The organism is Citrobacter sp. wls706 (genome assembly GCF_005281305.1).
Taxonomy (GTDB): domain Bacteria; phylum Pseudomonadota; class Gammaproteobacteria; order Enterobacterales; family Enterobacteriaceae; genus Citrobacter; species Citrobacter werkmanii.
The window spans coordinates 10,580-25,853 of the sequence record NZ_SZXG01000013.1; the positions used below are offsets into that span (position 1 = coordinate 10,580).

Consider the following 15,274-nt stretch of genomic DNA (forward strand, 5'->3'; position numbering starts at 1 on the left):
AGATATTGTAGTTAAGTGGGGATATAGCGGATATAAAAAAACCCGCCGAGGCGGGGTTTTTTGACACTCCAGGGGATGAACAAAAAAAGTACAGATATTGTAGTTAAGTGGGGATATAGCGGATATAAAAAACCCCGCCGAGGCGGGTTTTTTTACGTTACTACAGATTACTCTGCAGCAGCTTCTGTTTTCTCTGAACGATCAACCAGCTCGATGTATGCCATCGGCGCGTTGTCGCCTGCACGGAAACCACACTTCAGAATGCGAGTGTAACCACCGGCGCGGCTCGCGAAACGCGGGCCCAGTTCGTTAAACAGTTTTGCCACGATCTCGTTATCACGAGTACGGGCGAATGCCAGACGACGATTAGCTACGCTATCAGTCTTGGCAAGAGTAATCAGCGGCTCAACTACGCGACGCAGCTCTTTCGCTTTCGGCAGAGTCGTCTTGATGATTTCATGACGAACCAGTGAACCTGCCATATTGCGGAACATAGCCTGGCGATGGCTGCTGTTGCGGTTCAGTTGACGACCACTCTTACGATGGCGCATGACCTTATCCTTCTCAGTAAAACCTTAACCTGTGATCCGGTTACTCGTCAGCGATGCTTGCCGGTGGCCAGTTTTCCAGGCGCATGCCCAGAGACAGTCCACGGGAAGCCAGCACGTCTTTAATCTCAGTAAGAGATTTTTTACCAAGGTTAGGCGTCTTAAGAAGCTCAACCTCAGTACGCTGTACCAGATCACCGATATAGTGGATAGCTTCTGCTTTGAGGCAGTTAGCAGAGCGGACAGTCAATTCCAGATCGTCAACAGGGCGCAGCAGGATCGGATCGAATTCTGGTTTCTCTTCTTTAACTTCCGGCTGACGTACATCACGTAAGTCAACAAAAGCTTCCAGTTGTTCAGCCAGAATGGTTGCCGCACGACGAATCGCCTCTTCAGGATCGATTGTGCCGTTGGTTTCCATTTCGATGACCAGCTTGTCCAGGTCGGTACGCTGTTCTACACGCGCTGCTTCAACATTGTAGGCAATACGCTCTACAGGGCTGTAGCATGCGTCGACCAGCAGACGGCCGATTGGGCGCTCATCTTCTTCCGAATGAATTCGGGTAGAAGCCGGCACATAACCACGACCGCGCTGAACTTTGATGCGCATACTAATAGATGCGTTCTCATCGGTCAGGTGGCAGATCACGTGCTGTGGCTTGACGATTTCGACATCACCATCATGGGTAATGTCGGCTGCAGTCACAGGGCCAATGCCAGATTTATTCAAGGTAAGAATAACGTCATCTTTACCCTGAACTCTCACCGCCAGCCCTTTCAGGTTGAGCAGGATTTCCAGGATATCTTCCTGAACGCCTTCTTTGGTGCTGTACTCATGTAGTACACCATCAATCTCAACCTCGGTCACCGCGCAACCCGGCATCGATGAGAGCAGAATACGGCGCAGTGCGTTACCCAAAGTATGGCCAAAGCCACGCTCTAAAGGCTCAAGGGTCACCTTGGCGTGCGTCGAACTCACTTGCTCGATATCTACCAGGCGCGGTTTTAGAAACTCTGTCACAGAACCCTGCATTGTGTCCTCTCTTTGGTACTAAGCTTTACTTGGAGTAAAGCTCGACGATCAGGTGTTCGTTAATGTCCGCAGACAGATCAGAACGCTCCGGCTTACGCTTGAACGTACCTTCCATCTTGCCAGCATCAACTTCCAGCCAGGTTGGCTTTTCACGCTGCTCAGCCAGCTCCAGAGCGGCTTTCACGCGAGACTGCTTCTTCGCTTTCTCACGAATGCTAACAACGTCATTCGGACTAACCTGATAAGAAGCGATGTTAACAACACGACCGTTTACCATAATTGCTTTATGGCTGACCAGCTGACGTGCTTCTGCACGAGTGGCACCGAAGCCCATACGGTATACAACGTTGTCCAGACGACCTTCCAGCAGACCCAACAGGTTTTCACCGGTGTTGCCTTTCAGACGTGCTGCTTCTTTGTAGTAGTTACGGAACTGACGCTCCAGCACACCATAGATACGGCGAACTTTTTGCTTTTCACGCAACTGCACACCATAGTCAGACAGACGCGGTTTACGCGCACCGTGCTGGCCAGGAGCTTGTTCAATTTTACACTTGGTATCGATCGCGCGAACGCCAGACTTAAGGAATAAGTCAGTGCCCTCACGACGGCTCAGCTTGAGCTTAGGACCCAAATATCTTGCCATTTTCTTTCTCCAACAATCCTAGAAACGACAGCGTTATACGCGACGTTTTTTCGGCGGACGACAACCGTTATGAGGGATCGGAGTCACATCAGTAATATTAGTGATGCGGAAACCAGCGGCGTTCAGAGCACGAACAGTAGATTCGCGACCTGGACCCGGTCCTTTGACCATAACTTCCAGATTCTTGATACCGTATTCTTTTACGGCTTCAGCGCAACGCTCTGCTGCAACCTGAGCTGCAAACGGAGTGGATTTGCGAGAACCACGGAAACCGGAACCACCGGCTGTTGCCCAACCCAGTGCGTTACCCTGACGATCAGTAATGGTAACGATGGTGTTGTTAAAAGAAGCATGGATATGAGCCACGCCGTCAGAGACTTGTTTTCTTACACGTTTACGTGCACGAATTGGTGCCTTTGCCATTATTCAATCACCCCGATTATTTCTTGATCGGTTTGCGCGGACCCTTACGGGTACGTGCGTTGGTCTTGGTACGCTGACCGCGAACCGGGAGACCACGACGATGACGCAAACCGCGATAGCAACCAAGGTCCATAAGGCGCTTGATGCTCATGCTAACTTCACGGCGCAGATCACCTTCAACGACAAATTTGGCAACTTCGTCACGCAGCGTGTCGATTTGTTCTTCAGACAGCTCACTGATCTTAACATCTTCAGCGATACCCGCTGCAGCCAGAATGGCTTTAGAACGGGTCTTGCCGACGCCGTAGATCGAAGTTAATGCGATCACAGCATGTTTCTGATCAGGAATGTTAATGCCTGCTATACGGGCCACTATGCACTCCTACTATTTAATATGTACGCACCATGCTGAAAAGCCCGTTTTCAGGATACTCAAATGGAAACGCACAGACATACAAAAGATTGGCTGGCTAATCTAGCCAGCTCAACCCAACTTTGCAAGAAAAATATGCGAATAAATCAGCCTTGGCGCTGTTTATGCTTCGGCTCGGCACTGCAAATCACACGGATGACACCATCACGCTTAACGATTTTGCAGTTACGGCATAATTTCTTGACGGAAGCACGAACTTTCATTTTTACTCTCCGTAACTTCTCGGGCGACTGTTAACGGCCGTAGCCTTTCAGATTCGCCTTCTTCAATGCAGACTCGTACTGACTTGACATCATCAGAGTTTGCACTTGAGCCATAAAGTCCATAATCACGACAACAACGATAAGCAGTGAGGTCCCACCAAAGTAGAACGGTACTTTCATTGCATCACGCATGAACTCCGGGATCAGGCAGATAAAGGTAATGTAGAGCGCACCAACCAAAGTCAGGCGGGTCATTACTTTATCGATATACTTCGCCGTTTGCTCTCCCGGACGAATTCCTGGTACAAATGCACCGGACTTCTTCAGGTTATCTGCTGTTTCACGCGGGTTGAAAACCAACGCCGTGTAGAAGAAACAGAAGAATATGATTGCAGACGCATAGAGTAACACATAAAGCGGTTGCCCAGGCTGCAAATACAGCGAAATTGTTGTCAGCCAGTTCCAACCAGTCCCGCCCCCGAACCATGACGCGATGGTCGCCGGGAACAGAATAATACTGGAAGCGAAGATTGCCGGGATTACCCCCGCCATATTCACTTTCAGCGGTAAATGTGTGCTCTGTGCAGCATAGACACGACGACCTTGCTGACGTTTCGCGTAGTTTACCACAATACGGCGTTGACCACGCTCAACAAATACAACAAAGAACGTCACTGCAAATACTAATACTGCAACCAACAGCAACACGAGGAAGTGCAGGTCGCCTTGACGCGCTTGCTCGATAGTATGGGCAATGGCTGGCGGGAGTCCCGCAACGATACCGGCGAAGATAATGATTGAGATACCGTTGCCGATACCACGTTCAGTAATCTGTTCGCCCAACCACATCAGGAACATAGTCCCTGTAACCAGACTTACAACAGCGGTGAAATAGAATGCAAAGCCTGGATTCATTACCAGGCCCTGCATACCAGGCATATTCGGCAGACCGGTAGCAATACCGATCGACTGGAATATTGCCAGCACCAGAGTACCGTAGCGGGTGTACTGGCTGATCTTACGACGACCAGACTCCCCTTCTTTCTTAATTTCTGCCAGCGTTGGGTGAACCACCGTCAGCAGCTGGATAATGATCGACGCCGAGATATACGGCATGATCCCCAGAGCAAAGATAGAAGCACGGCTGAGAGCACCACCAGAGAACATGTTAAACATTTCAATGATGGTGCCTCGCTGTTGCTCAAGCAGTTTGGCAAGTACAGCGGCATCAATACCAGGGATCGGAATGAAAGAGCCAATACGGAACACAATAAGCGCACCGATTACAAACAGCAGTCTGCGTTTCAGCTCGCCTAAGCCACCTTTGGCACTTTGAAAATCTAATCCCGGTTGTTTAGCCATCTGCTACTTATTCCTCGATTTTACCGCCAGCAGCTTCGATAGCAGCACGAGCGCCTTTAGTAACACGCAGGCCACGAACAGTTACCGGAGTAGTGACTTCACCAGCCAGGATCACTTTCGCGAACTCGATCTGGATACCGATAATGTTAGCTGCTTTCAGCGTGTTCAGGTCTACAATACCGCCTTCAACTTTAGCCAGGTCAGACAGACGAACTTCGGCTGTAATCGCTGCTTTACGTGAAGTGAAGCCGAATTTCGGCAGACGACGGTACAGAGGCATCTGACCACCCTCGAAACCGCGACGTACGCCACCGCCAGAACGAGACTTCTGACCTTTGTGACCACGACCACCGGTTTTACCGAGGCCAGAACCGATACCACGACCCAGGCGTTTACCCGCCTTTTTGGAGCCTTCGGCCGGAGACAGAGTATTTAAACGCATCTCTTACTCCTCAACTTTAACCATGAAGGAAACCGCGTTGACCATACCACGAACAGCAGGAGTATCCTCGCGTTCTACGGTGTGACCAATACGACGCAGACCCAGGCCAAGCAGCGTTGCCTTGTGTTTCGGCAGACGACCGATTGCACTGCGGGTTTGAGTAATTTTAATAGTCTTTGCCATGGTTTATTTCCCCAGAATTTCTTCAACGGATTTACCACGCTTGGCAGCGACCATTTCCGGAGATTTCATATTTTCCAGACCGTCGATAGTTGCACGAACCACGTTAATCGGGTTGGTGGAACCATACGCTTTAGCCAGAACGTTACGAACTCCAGCGACTTCCAGAACGGCGCGCATTGCACCACCGGCGATGATACCGGTACCTTCGGAAGCCGGCTGCATGAATACACGAGAACCCGTGTGAGTACCCTTAACCGGGTGCTGCAGGGTGCCGTGGTTCAGCGCGACGTTAATCATATTGCGACGGGCTTTTTCCATCGCTTTCTGGATCGCTGCTGGAACTTCACGCGCTTTACCGTAACCAAAACCAACGCGACCGTTACCATCGCCAACTACAGTCAGAGCTGTGAAGGAGAAAATACGACCACCTTTAACGGTTTTAGATACGCGGTTTACCGCGATCAGCTTTTCCTGCAGTTCGCCAGCTTGTTTTTCGATGTGAGCCATCTTACACCTCTACCTTAGAACTGAAGGCCAGCTTCACGGGCAGCATCTGCCAGTGCCTGGACACGACCATGATATTGGAACCCGGAACGGTCAAAGGACACATCTTTGATGCCTTTTTCCAGAGCGCGTTCGGCGACAGCTTTACCCACAGCTGCTGCAGCGTCTTTGTTACCGGTGTACTTCAGTTGTTCAGCGATAGCTTTTTCTACAGTAGAAGCAGCTACCAGAACTTCAGAACCGTTCGGTGCAATTACCTGTGCGTAAATATGACGCGGGGTACGATGTACCACCAGGCGAGTTGCGCCCAGCTCTTTGAGCTTGCGGCGTGCGCGGGTCGCACGACGGATACGAGCAGATTTCTTATCCATAGTGTTACCTTACTTCTTCTTAGCCTCTTTGGTACGCACGACTTCGTCGGCGTAACGAACACCCTTGCCTTTGTAAGGCTCAGGACGACGGTAGGCGCGCAGATCTGCCGCAACCTGACCGATCAGCTGTTTATCAGCGCCTTTCAGCACGATTTCAGTCTGAGTCGGACATTCTGCAGTGATACCTGCCGGCAGCTGATGATCAACTGGATGAGAGAAACCTAAAGCCAGGTTTACTACATTCCCTTTGACCGCTGCACGATAACCTACACCAACCAGCTGCAGCTTCTTAGTGAAGCCTTCGGTAACACCGACAACCATTGCATTCAGCAGGGCACGCGCGGTACCAGCCTGAGCCCATCCATCTGCGTAACCATCACGCGGACCGAAGGTCAGTGCATTATCTGCATGATTTACTGCAACAGCATCGTTGAGAGTACGAGTCAGCTCGCCGTTTTTACCTTTGATCGTAATAACCTGACCGTTGATTTTTACATCAACGCCGGCAGGAATAACGACCGGTGCTTTAGCAACACGAGACATTTTTTCCTCCGATTAGGCTACGTAGCAGATAATTTCGCCACCAAGACCAGCCTGGCGCGCTGCACGATCAGTCATAACACCTTTAGAGGTAGAAACAACTGCGATACCCATGCCAGCCATAACTTTCGGCAGCTCGTCTTTACGCTTATAAATGCGCAGACCTGGGCGACTGACACGCTGAATGCTTTCTACAACAGCTTTACCCTGGAAATACTTAAGAGTAAGTTCCAGTTCCGGCTTGGTGTCGCCTTCAACTTTAAAATCTTCAATAAAACCTTCTTCCTTCAGCACGTTGGCAATTGCCACTTTCAGCTTGGAGGAAGGCATGGTGACCGCAGCTTTATTCGCGGCCTGACCGTTACGGATACGGGTCAGCATATCCGCGATCGGATCTTGCATGCTCATCTGTCTTTACTCCCGTGATTCAATTGGTAATTACCAGCTAGCCTTTTTCAAGCCTGGTACTTCACCGCGCATTGCGGCTTCACGCAGTTTGATACGGCTCAACCCGAACTTGCCCACATAGCCATGCGGACGACCTGTTTGACGGCAGCGGTTACGCTGACGGGACGGGCTGGAATCACGCGGCAGAGACTGCAGCTTCAGAACTGCGTTCCAACGATCTTCGTCGGTCGCGTTCACATCAGAGATAATAGCTTTCAGTTCAGCGCGTTTTGCGAAGTACTTATCAGCTAAAGCTACGCGCTTTACTTCGCGTGCTTTCATTGATTGCTTAGCCATTCAGTAACCCTACCTTACTTGCGGAACGGGAAGTCAAAGGCAGCCAGCAGAGCACGGCCTTCTTCGTCAGATTTCGCAGTAGTGGTAATGGTAATATCCAAACCACGCACGCGGTCGACTTTATCGTAGTCGATTTCTGGGAAGATGATCTGCTCACGGACACCCATGCTGTAGTTACCACGGCCATCGAATGACTTAGCGGACAGGCCACGGAAGTCACGGATACGTGGAACAGCAATAGTGATCAGACGCTCAAAGAACTCCCACATGCGTTCGCCACGCAGAGTTACTTTACAGCCGATCGGATAGCCCTGACGGATTTTGAAGCCTGCAACTGATTTGCGTGCTTTGGTGATCAGCGGTTTTTGACCGGAGATTGCTGTCAGGTCAGCTGCTGCGTTATCCAGCAGTTTCTTGTCAGCGATCGCTTCACCAACACCCATGTTCAGGGTGATCTTCTCGACCCGAGGGACTTGCATGACAGAATTGTAGTTAAACTCAGTCATGAGTTTAGCGACTACTTCGTCTTTGTAGTAATCATGCAGTTTCGCCATCGTACTACTCCAAATTACTTGATAGTTTCGCTGTTAGATTTGAAGAAACGGACTTTTTTGCCGTCTTCGAATCTAAAGCCTACACGGTCAGCCTTGCCGGTTGCCGCGTTGAAGATTGCAACGTTAGAAACCTGAATAGCAGCTTCTTTTTCAACGATGCCGCCTGGTTGGTTCAGAGCCGGAACCGGCTTCTGGTGTTTCTTAACCAGGTTGATACCTTCAACAATGAGCTTGCCGGAAGACAAGACATTCTTAACTTTACCGCGTTTACCTTTATCTTTACCGGTTAACACGATAACTTCGTCATCACGACGGATCTTCGCTGCCATGATTCGCTCCTTAGAGTACTTCTGGTGCCAGAGAGATAATTTTCATGAACTTCTCGTTACGAAGTTCACGAGTTACCGGCCCAAAAATACGCGTACCGATAGGTTGCTCGCTGTTATTGTTTAAAATAACGCATGCATTACCATCGAAGCGAATGACAGAACCGTCCGGGCGACGAACACCCTTCTTGGTGCGCACCACTACCGCCTTCAGCACATCACCTTTTTTGACCTTACCACGCGGAATTGCTTCCTTGATGGTGATCTTGATGATATCGCCGACGCCTGCGTAGCGACGGTGCGAGCCACCCAGAACCTTGATACACATTACGCGACGTGCACCGGAGTTGTCGGCGACGTTCAGCATAGTCTGTTCTTGGATCATTTTAGTGCTCCGCTAATGTCAACTACTACTGAGACCCGAAAATCAGGTCGTTAAAAAAGCCCCATATCGGGGGCGCGGCATTATAACACCGCTCAAACGATATGGGTAGAAAAAATAAACGGCTCATCGCTGAGCCGTTTATTCGTTGAGAATGCCTACTGTATTACAGAACGGCTTTCTCTACAACGCGAACCAGCGTCCAGGACTTAGTCTTGGACAGCGGACGGCATTCGCGGATTTCAACCACGTCACCAGTACCGCATTCGTTGTTCTCGTCATGTACGTGCAGTTTGGTCGTACGCTTAATGAATTTACCGTAGATCGGGTGTTTCACAAAACGTTCGATAGCAACAACGATGGATTTCTCCATTTTATCGCTAACAACGCGACCTTGCAGAGTACGGATTTTATCGGTCATTACGCACCCGCCTTCTCAGTCAGTAAAGTCTTAACGCGTGCGACATCACGACGCACTTGCTTCAACAGGTGAGACTGTTGCAGCTGGCCACTTGCAGCCTGCATACGCAGGTTGAACTGCTCACGCAGCAGATTCAGCAGCTCGGTGTTCAGCTCTTCAACACTCTTCTCACGCAGCTCTTTTGCTTTCATTACATCACCGTCTTAGTTACAAAGGTGGTTTTAATCGGCAGTTTCGCTGCTGCCAGCTTGAATGCTTCACGGGCCAGCTCTTCCGGTACGCCGTCCATTTCATACAGGACTTTACCCGGCTGAATCAAGGCAACCCAATACTCTACGTTACCTTTACCTTTACCCATACGCACTGCCAGCGGCTTTTCAGTGATCGGTTTGTCCGGGAATACACGGATCCAGATCTTACCTTGACGCTTAACTGCACGGGTCATAGCACGACGTGCTGCTTCGATCTGACGGGCAGTCAGACGACCACGGCCAACAGCTTTCAGACCGAAGCTGCCGAAGCTAACATCCGCGCCAGCAGCCAGACCGCGGTTACGGCCTTTGTGCATTTTACGGAATTTTGTACGCTTTGGTTGTAACATCAGCGACGCTCCTTATTTACGGCCTTTACGCTGCTGCTTTTTAGGTTGCGCAGCCGGTTTTTCCGGTTGTTCAACAGCAGCCATACCACCCAGGATCTCGCCTTTGAAGATCCACACTTTAACGCCGATTACACCGTAAGTGGTGTGCGCTTCAGAGGTGTTGTAGTCGATGTCAGCACGCAGAGTGTGCAGCGGTACGCGACCTTCGCGGTACCATTCGGTACGTGCGATTTCCGCGCCGCCCAGACGGCCGCTAACTTCAACTTTAATACCTTTAGCGCCCAGACGCATTGCGTTCTGTACAGCACGCTTCATAGCACGACGGAACATAACGCGACGTTCCAGCTGAGAAGTGATGCTGTCAGCAACCAATTTTGCGTCCAGTTCAGGCTTACGCACTTCGGCGATATTGATCTGGGCAGGAACGCCAGCAATATCAGCTACGACTTTGCGCAGTTTTTCTACGTCTTCGCCTTTCTTACCGATAACGATACCCGGGCGAGCGGTGTGAATGGTCACACGGATGCTCTTAGCCGGACGCTCGATAACGATACGAGATACAGACGCTTTAGCCAGTTCCTTAGTCAGGTACTGACGTACTTTAAAATCGCTGTCCAGGTTGTCAGCGAATTCTTTGGTGTTCGCAAACCAGGTTGAGTTCCATGGTTTTACAATACCCAGGCGAATACCATTAGGATGTACTTTCTGACCCATTGCTAGTCTCCAGAGTCTCAGCGATCGGACACAACCACAGTAATGTGGCTGGTGCGCTTCAGGATGCGATCTGCACGACCTTTTGCACGCGGCATAATGCGCTTCATGCTCGGGCCTTCGTCTACGAAAATTTTCGTAACTTTCAGATCGTCAATGTCAGCGCCATCGTTGTGTTCAGCGTTAGCAATGGCAGATTCCAGGACTTTCTTAACCAATACAGCCGCTTTCTTATTGGTGTAGGTCAGAATATCCAGAGCCTGCGACACTTTCTTACCGCGAATCAGGTCTGCAACAAGGCGAACCTTCTGAGCAGAAGAACGAGCATGGCGATGTTGAGCTAAAGTTTCCATCTCTTCCTCCTACCTTATTTCTTCTTCGCTTTTTTATCAGCAGCGTGGCCGCGATAAGTACGAGTCGGTGCGAATTCACCCAGTTTGTGGCCGACCATTTCGTCGGAAACAAATACCGGAACGTGCTGACGACCATTATGGACAGCGATGGTCAAACCGATCATGTTAGGAAAGATCGTTGAACGACGGGACCAAGTGCGCAGGGGCTTCTTGTCTCCGCTTTCCACCGCTTTCTCTACCTTCTTCAGCAAGTGCAGGTCAATAAAAGGACCTTTCTTGAGAGAACGTGGCATGGCTTATCCTCTAAAATTATTTGCTACGGCGACGTACGATGAATTTATCAGTACGCTTGTTGCTGCGGGTCTTCTTACCTTTGGTCTGAACGCCCCACGGAGTTACCGGGTGCTTACCAAAGTTACGACCTTCACCACCACCATGTGGGTGATCGACTGGGTTCATCGCAGTACCGCGAACGGTAGGACGAACACCACGCCAGCGTGCAGCACCTGCTTTACCCAGAACGCGCAGCATATGCTCAGCATTGCCAACTTCGCCCAGAGTTGCACGGCAGTCTGCTTCGACTTTACGCATTTCACCAGAACGCAGACGCAGGGTGACATAAGCACCATCACGAGCAACGATCTGAACGTAAGTACCAGCGGAACGTGCCAGCTGACCGCCTTTACCTGGTTTCATTTCTACGTTATGAACGGTAGAACCAACCGGGATATTGCGCATCGGCAGGGTGTTACCTGCTTTGATTGCAGCATCAACGCCAGACTGAATCTGGTCGCCAGCTTTCAGGCCTTTAGGGGCCAGGATGTAACGGCGTTCACCGTCTTTGTACAGAACCAGCGCGATGTTCGCGGAGCGGTTCGGATCGTACTCAAGACGTTCAACAATTGCTGGGATACCGTCTTTGTTGCGTTTGAAGTCAACAATACGATAAGCCTGCTTGTGACCACCACCGATGTGACGAGTGGTGATACGGCCATTGTTGTTACGACCACCGGATTTGCTGTTTTTTTCAACCAGCGGAGCAAAAGGTTTGCCCTTGTGCAGCTCTGGGTTGACCACTTTAACAACGTGGCGACGACCCGGAGATGTCGGTTTACATTTAACAACTGCCATTGTATTACTCCTCCGACTTACTCAGCGCCGCCGACGAAGTCCAGATTCTGGCCTTCCTTCAGGGTGACGTAAGCTTTTTTCCAGTCGCTACGACGACCGATACGCTGTCCGTGACGTTTAACTTTCCCTTTAACTACCAGGGTGTTAACGACTTCGACTTCGACTTCAAACAGTTTCTGCACAGCAGCTTTGATTTCTGCTTTGGTCGCGTCTTTAGCAACTTTGAGAACGATGGTGTTAGTTTTTTCCATCGCAGTAGACGCTTTTTCAGAAACGTGCGGTGCGCGAAGCACCTTCAGCAGACGTTCTTCACGAATCATGCCAGCATCTCCTCAACTTGCTTAACAGCATCAGCAGTCATTACGACTTTGTCGAAGGCGATCAGGCTAACCGGGTCGATACCAGTTGCATCGCGTACGTCAACCTTGTGCAGGTTGCGCGCAGCCAGGAACAGGTTTTCGTCCAGCTCACCGGTGATGATCAGCACATCTTCCAGAGCCATGTCTTTCAGTTTCTGTGCCAGCAGCTTAGTTTTAGGCGCTTCAACAGAGAACTTCTCGACAACGATCAGACGATCCTGACGTACCAGTTCGGACAGAATGCTTTTCAGCGCGCCGCGGTACATCTTCTTGTTAACTTTTTGACTGTGGTCCTGCGGGCGAGCAGCGAAGGTTACGCCACCTGAACGCCAGATCGGGCTCTTGATAGAACCTGAACGCGCACGGCCGGTACCTTTCTGGCGCCACGGCTTTTTGCCTGAACCAGTTACTTCAGCACGAGTCTTCTGAGCACGAGTACCCTGACGAGCACCAGCTGCATAAGCAACAACAACCTGGTGAACCAGCGCTTCGTTGAAATCACGACCGAAGGTAGTTTCGGAAACAGTCAGCGCGCTCTGCGCGTCTTTCAATACTAATTCCATTGCTATCCCCTTACGCCTTCACAGCTGGTTTAACGATCAGGTCGCAACCGGTCGCACCCGGAACACCACCTTTAACCAGCAGCAGGTTGCGCTCAGCGTCAACACGTACTACGTCCAGGCTCTGAACGGTTACACGTTCGTTGCCCAGCTGACCTGCCATTTTCTTGCCTTTGAACACTTTGCCCGGAGTCTGGTTCTGACCGATAGAACCCGGAACGCGGTGAGACAAGGAGTTACCGTGAGTAGCGTCCTGGGTACGGAAGTTCCAGCGCTTAACGGTACCAGCGAAACCTTTACCTTTAGAGGTACCGGTTACGTCAACTTTTTTAACGTCAGCAAACAGTTCAACGCTAATGTTCTGACCAACGGTGTATTCTTCACCATCTGCCAGACGGAACTCCCACAGGCCGCGGCCAGCTTCTACGCCAGCTTTAGCAAAGTGGCCAGCTTCCGGCTTAGTTACACGGTTAGCTTTTTTAGCACCGGTGGTAACCTGAACAGCGCGGTAGCCGTCGTTAGCCAGATCTTTAACCTGAGTAACGCGGTTTGCTTCAACTTCGATAACGGTTACTGGGATAGAGACGCCATCTTCAGTGAAGATGCGGGTCATACCCACTTTTTTACCGACTAAACCAATCATTGTATCAACCTCTCAATCGCTCGATGACCTGATTAACCCAGGCTGATCTGCACGTCTACACCGGCAGCCAGGTCCAGACGCATCAGAGCATCAACGGTTTTTTCAGTTGGCTCAACGATGTCAACCAGACGCTTGTGAGTACGGATCTCGTACTGATCACGCGCGTCTTTGTTAACGTGCGGAGAGATCAGAACGGTGAAACGCTCTTTGCGGGTCGGCAGCGGGATCGGACCACGAACCTGCGCACCAGTGCGCTTGGCAGTCTCGACGATTTCCGCGGTTGATTGATCGATCAGACGATGATCAAACGCTTTCAAACGGATACGGATTCTTTGGTTCTGCATGAGACCAGAGCTCCAATTATTTTATAAACGAAATAGTTACTCCTCAAACCCATTACGATTGATGGGAGAGTGTAACCGTTCTTACAGAGTTCCCCGATTGGGAACATTGTCTGGTATTGCTTTCGCAGTACCGGTGGCTCATATCGAACCGCTGTCAATATTAGACAAGCCCGCGCATTATACGTAAATCTCAGCCTGACGCAAGTGCCGCATAGAAATTAATCACTCCGTCATGGAACGCGTGCCCCCTTCCACTCTCACTGTATGCGCTGTTATGGATTGCGATTTCTCTGGAAGAAGGTTTACATAACTCGAATTTCGGTCTTGTACAACCTTGATGTTTAGCGGAGGGTGGCCTCTTTTCATACGAGGCTAACCTATGTATATCGACCTTCCCTTTGTGCTGATTTATGCAGGGTTATCGGGATTGCTCTGGTTTGAGGATTTACGCACTGGCCTATTACCCGACAAATTTACCTGCCCTCTTTTGTGGGGTGGCCTTATTTATCATCAGTGCTGCAGACCGGCGCAGTTATCCGACGCGCTTTGGGGTGCCGTAGCGGGTTATGGGGTATTTGCTTTGTTCTATTGGGGGTATCGTCTGATATGCCGTCAGGAAGGATTAGGCTTTGGTGATGTCAAATTTCTTGCCGCCCTGGGCGCCTGGCATCGCTGGGACGCATTACCGTTGCTGGTCTTGCTTGCCGCCAGCCTGGCCTGCTGTATGACCGGGATTGCCTGGGTTAAACATGGGAGAAAGGTATTAAAAAACCCGCTGCCTTTTGGACCCTATCTGGCGGCTGCGGGTTTTATTATTGGCGGGATTGGTCTAATCCAGGGCGGTTAGTCGCTGACTTTAATTTGCGATTGCAGATAGTTTTGCAAACCAAGTTTTGCAATCAGGTCCAGCTCCGTTTCGAGCCAGTCAATATGCCCTTCTTCTTCAGTCAGGATCTCAATCATCATGTCCCGGCTGACGTAGTCATGAACGCTATCGGCATAGGCAATGGCTTCACGTAAGTCTTTCGCGCCATCCAGTTCGAGCCGAAGATCCGATTGCAGCATCTCTTCAACGTCTTCACCTATGCCTAACTTGCCAAGATCCTGTAGGTTTGGGATCCCTTCCAAGAATAAAATACGCTCGATGTATTTATCGGCGTGTTTCATCTCATCTATAGACTCATGGTACTCGACATCATTGAGGCGCATCAGGCCCCAGTTTTTGAACATTCTCGCGTGGAGAAAGTATTGGTTGATTGCGACAAGCTCATTTCCCAATAGTTTATTGAGATAATTTATGATTTTAACATCACCTTTCATTTTATAGTCCCTCCGCTTCCACTCTTAGAGCGTAGATGGGGCTACCGGGATGTCAAAAAAAAGAGTGTGACTTAGGCGATCTCTTTAAATTCTGGCATTTGAGTTAATTCATCCTGCATGACTTCACGGGCAGCGCG

General features: G+C 50.3%; 30 protein-coding genes and 1 pseudogene. 1 reads left to right on the forward strand and 30 read right to left on the reverse strand.

Translation table 11 applies throughout. From position 1 onward, the window contains the following. Positions 1-167: 167 nt before the first annotated feature. The 28 genes from rplQ to rpsJ all read right to left on the reverse strand — a co-directional run bounded on the left by rplQ (position 168) and on the right by rpsJ (position 13,817). Positions 168-551: a 50S ribosomal protein L17 gene (gene rplQ, locus FDW92_RS04680; RefSeq protein ID WP_001216370.1), complete on the reverse strand. Its 384-nt coding sequence runs from the start codon at positions 549-551 to the stop codon at positions 168-170. Between the two features lie 40 nt (positions 552-591). Beyond that, positions 592-1,581 (reverse strand): DNA-directed RNA polymerase subunit alpha, encoded by a 990-nt coding sequence (gene rpoA, locus FDW92_RS04685; RefSeq protein ID WP_003031139.1) that lies wholly within the window; start codon positions 1,579-1,581, stop codon positions 592-594. Positions 1,582-1,606: 25 nt separating this feature from the next. After that, a complete protein-coding gene (rpsD, locus tag FDW92_RS04690) occupies positions 1,607-2,227 on the reverse strand; it encodes a 30S ribosomal protein S4 (RefSeq protein ID WP_003031138.1) in 621 nt (206 codons plus the stop codon). Positions 2,228-2,260: 33 nt separating this feature from the next. Next, entirely contained in the window at positions 2,261-2,650 is a 390-nt protein-coding gene (gene rpsK / locus FDW92_RS04695; RefSeq protein ID WP_003031137.1) for a 30S ribosomal protein S11, read from the reverse strand. Positions 2,651-2,666: 16 nt separating this feature from the next. Beyond that, on the reverse strand, positions 2,667-3,023 hold the full coding sequence (gene rpsM, locus FDW92_RS04700) for a 30S ribosomal protein S13 (protein ID WP_003031135.1): 357 nt from the start codon (positions 3,021-3,023) through the stop codon (positions 2,667-2,669). Between the two features lie 146 nt (positions 3,024-3,169). Next, entirely contained in the window at positions 3,170-3,286 is a 117-nt protein-coding gene (rpmJ, locus tag FDW92_RS04705) for a 50S ribosomal protein L36 (RefSeq protein ID WP_000868187.1), read from the reverse strand. A 30-nt stretch (positions 3,287-3,316) separates the two neighbouring features. Then, positions 3,317-4,648, reverse strand: coding sequence for a preprotein translocase subunit SecY (secY, locus tag FDW92_RS04710; protein WP_001118864.1), 1,332 nt, complete (start codon positions 4,646-4,648; stop codon positions 3,317-3,319). Between the two features lie 7 nt (positions 4,649-4,655). Further along, positions 4,656-5,090, reverse strand: coding sequence for a 50S ribosomal protein L15 (gene rplO / locus FDW92_RS04715; protein ID WP_042002878.1), 435 nt, complete (start codon positions 5,088-5,090; stop codon positions 4,656-4,658). A gap of 3 nt (positions 5,091-5,093) precedes the next feature. Next, complete coding sequence (gene rpmD, locus FDW92_RS04720; RefSeq protein ID WP_001140434.1) at positions 5,094-5,273, reverse strand: 50S ribosomal protein L30; 180 nt, start codon at positions 5,271-5,273, stop codon at positions 5,094-5,096. 3 nt (positions 5,274-5,276) lie between these two features. Further along, positions 5,277-5,780: a 30S ribosomal protein S5 gene (gene rpsE, locus FDW92_RS04725; protein WP_003031131.1), complete on the reverse strand. Its 504-nt coding sequence runs from the start codon at positions 5,778-5,780 to the stop codon at positions 5,277-5,279. 14 nt (positions 5,781-5,794) lie between these two features. Continuing rightward, a complete protein-coding gene (rplR, locus tag FDW92_RS04730) occupies positions 5,795-6,148 on the reverse strand; it encodes a 50S ribosomal protein L18 (protein ID WP_000358956.1) in 354 nt (117 codons plus the stop codon). Positions 6,149-6,157: 9 nt separating this feature from the next. Further along, positions 6,158-6,691, reverse strand: coding sequence for a 50S ribosomal protein L6 (rplF, locus tag FDW92_RS04735; protein ID WP_006687355.1), 534 nt, complete (start codon positions 6,689-6,691; stop codon positions 6,158-6,160). Positions 6,692-6,703: 12 nt separating this feature from the next. After that, positions 6,704-7,096: a 30S ribosomal protein S8 gene (gene rpsH / locus FDW92_RS04740; protein ID WP_003031127.1), complete on the reverse strand. Its 393-nt coding sequence runs from the start codon at positions 7,094-7,096 to the stop codon at positions 6,704-6,706. 30 nt (positions 7,097-7,126) lie between these two features. Continuing rightward, a complete protein-coding gene (gene rpsN, locus FDW92_RS04745; RefSeq protein ID WP_003031125.1) occupies positions 7,127-7,432 on the reverse strand; it encodes a 30S ribosomal protein S14 in 306 nt (101 codons plus the stop codon). 14 nt (positions 7,433-7,446) lie between these two features. Continuing rightward, on the reverse strand, positions 7,447-7,986 hold the full coding sequence (gene rplE, locus FDW92_RS04750; RefSeq protein ID WP_003031123.1) for a 50S ribosomal protein L5: 540 nt from the start codon (positions 7,984-7,986) through the stop codon (positions 7,447-7,449). Positions 7,987-8,000: 14 nt separating this feature from the next. Next, positions 8,001-8,315 carry a 50S ribosomal protein L24 gene (gene rplX, locus FDW92_RS04755; protein ID WP_004106345.1) on the reverse strand — a complete coding sequence of 105 codons (315 nt, stop codon included), beginning with the start codon at positions 8,313-8,315 and terminating at the stop codon, positions 8,001-8,003. Between the two features lie 10 nt (positions 8,316-8,325). Beyond that, positions 8,326-8,697, reverse strand: a complete 372-nt coding sequence (rplN, locus tag FDW92_RS04760) for a 50S ribosomal protein L14 (RefSeq protein ID WP_000613954.1) — start codon at positions 8,695-8,697, stop codon at positions 8,326-8,328. A gap of 163 nt (positions 8,698-8,860) precedes the next feature. Further along, entirely contained in the window at positions 8,861-9,115 is a 255-nt protein-coding gene (rpsQ, locus tag FDW92_RS04765) for a 30S ribosomal protein S17 (RefSeq protein ID WP_003031120.1), read from the reverse strand. Further along, positions 9,115-9,306, reverse strand: coding sequence for a 50S ribosomal protein L29 (gene rpmC, locus FDW92_RS04770; RefSeq protein WP_000644742.1), 192 nt, complete (start codon positions 9,304-9,306; stop codon positions 9,115-9,117). The genes rpsQ and rpmC overlap by 1 nt, the downstream gene beginning before the upstream one ends. Next, the gene (gene rplP, locus FDW92_RS04775; protein WP_000941208.1) at positions 9,306-9,716 is read right to left on the reverse strand and encodes a 50S ribosomal protein L16; all 411 of its coding nucleotides are present in this window, start codon (positions 9,714-9,716) and stop codon (positions 9,306-9,308) included. Before rplP ends, rpmC begins: the two co-directional genes overlap by 1 nt. 12 nt (positions 9,717-9,728) lie before the next feature. Then, a complete protein-coding gene (gene rpsC, locus FDW92_RS04780; protein ID WP_000529945.1) occupies positions 9,729-10,430 on the reverse strand; it encodes a 30S ribosomal protein S3 in 702 nt (233 codons plus the stop codon). Positions 10,431-10,447: 17 nt separating this feature from the next. After that, positions 10,448-10,780 carry a 50S ribosomal protein L22 gene (gene rplV, locus FDW92_RS04785; RefSeq protein ID WP_000448832.1) on the reverse strand — a complete coding sequence of 111 codons (333 nt, stop codon included), beginning with the start codon at positions 10,778-10,780 and terminating at the stop codon, positions 10,448-10,450. Positions 10,781-10,794: 14 nt separating this feature from the next. After that, positions 10,795-11,073: a 30S ribosomal protein S19 gene (gene rpsS / locus FDW92_RS04790; protein ID WP_001138115.1), complete on the reverse strand. Its 279-nt coding sequence runs from the start codon at positions 11,071-11,073 to the stop codon at positions 10,795-10,797. A 16-nt stretch (positions 11,074-11,089) separates the two neighbouring features. After that, positions 11,090-11,911, reverse strand: a complete 822-nt coding sequence (rplB, locus tag FDW92_RS04795) for a 50S ribosomal protein L2 (protein ID WP_042312092.1) — start codon at positions 11,909-11,911, stop codon at positions 11,090-11,092. A 17-nt stretch (positions 11,912-11,928) separates the two neighbouring features. After that, positions 11,929-12,231 carry a 50S ribosomal protein L23 gene (rplW, locus tag FDW92_RS04800; RefSeq protein WP_000617546.1) on the reverse strand — a complete coding sequence of 101 codons (303 nt, stop codon included), beginning with the start codon at positions 12,229-12,231 and terminating at the stop codon, positions 11,929-11,931. Further along, entirely contained in the window at positions 12,228-12,833 is a 606-nt protein-coding gene (gene rplD / locus FDW92_RS04805) for a 50S ribosomal protein L4 (protein ID WP_000424395.1), read from the reverse strand. The genes rplW and rplD overlap by 4 nt, the downstream gene beginning before the upstream one ends. Before the next feature lie 10 nt (positions 12,834-12,843). Continuing rightward, a complete protein-coding gene (gene rplC / locus FDW92_RS04810) occupies positions 12,844-13,473 on the reverse strand; it encodes a 50S ribosomal protein L3 (protein WP_003031117.1) in 630 nt (209 codons plus the stop codon). Positions 13,474-13,505: 32 nt separating this feature from the next. Beyond that, complete coding sequence (gene rpsJ, locus FDW92_RS04815; protein WP_001181005.1) at positions 13,506-13,817, reverse strand: 30S ribosomal protein S10; 312 nt, start codon at positions 13,815-13,817, stop codon at positions 13,506-13,508. Positions 13,818-14,196: 379 nt separating this feature from the next. Between rpsJ and FDW92_RS04820 the strand changes: the two genes are divergently transcribed. After that, positions 14,197-14,664 carry an A24 family peptidase gene (locus FDW92_RS04820; RefSeq protein WP_042312089.1) on the forward strand — a complete coding sequence of 156 codons (468 nt, stop codon included), beginning with the start codon at positions 14,197-14,199 and terminating at the stop codon, positions 14,662-14,664. On the opposite strand, the gene bfr is transcribed toward FDW92_RS04820, so the two are convergent. Next, complete coding sequence (bfr, locus tag FDW92_RS04825; RefSeq protein ID WP_042312088.1) at positions 14,661-15,137, reverse strand: bacterioferritin; 477 nt, start codon at positions 15,135-15,137, stop codon at positions 14,661-14,663. The two genes, FDW92_RS04820 and bfr, sit on opposite strands and share 4 nt — an antisense overlap. A 71-nt stretch (positions 15,138-15,208) precedes the next feature. Beyond that, positions 15,209-15,274, reverse strand: a pseudogene (locus FDW92_RS04830) (bacterioferritin-associated ferredoxin); the annotation flags it as partial.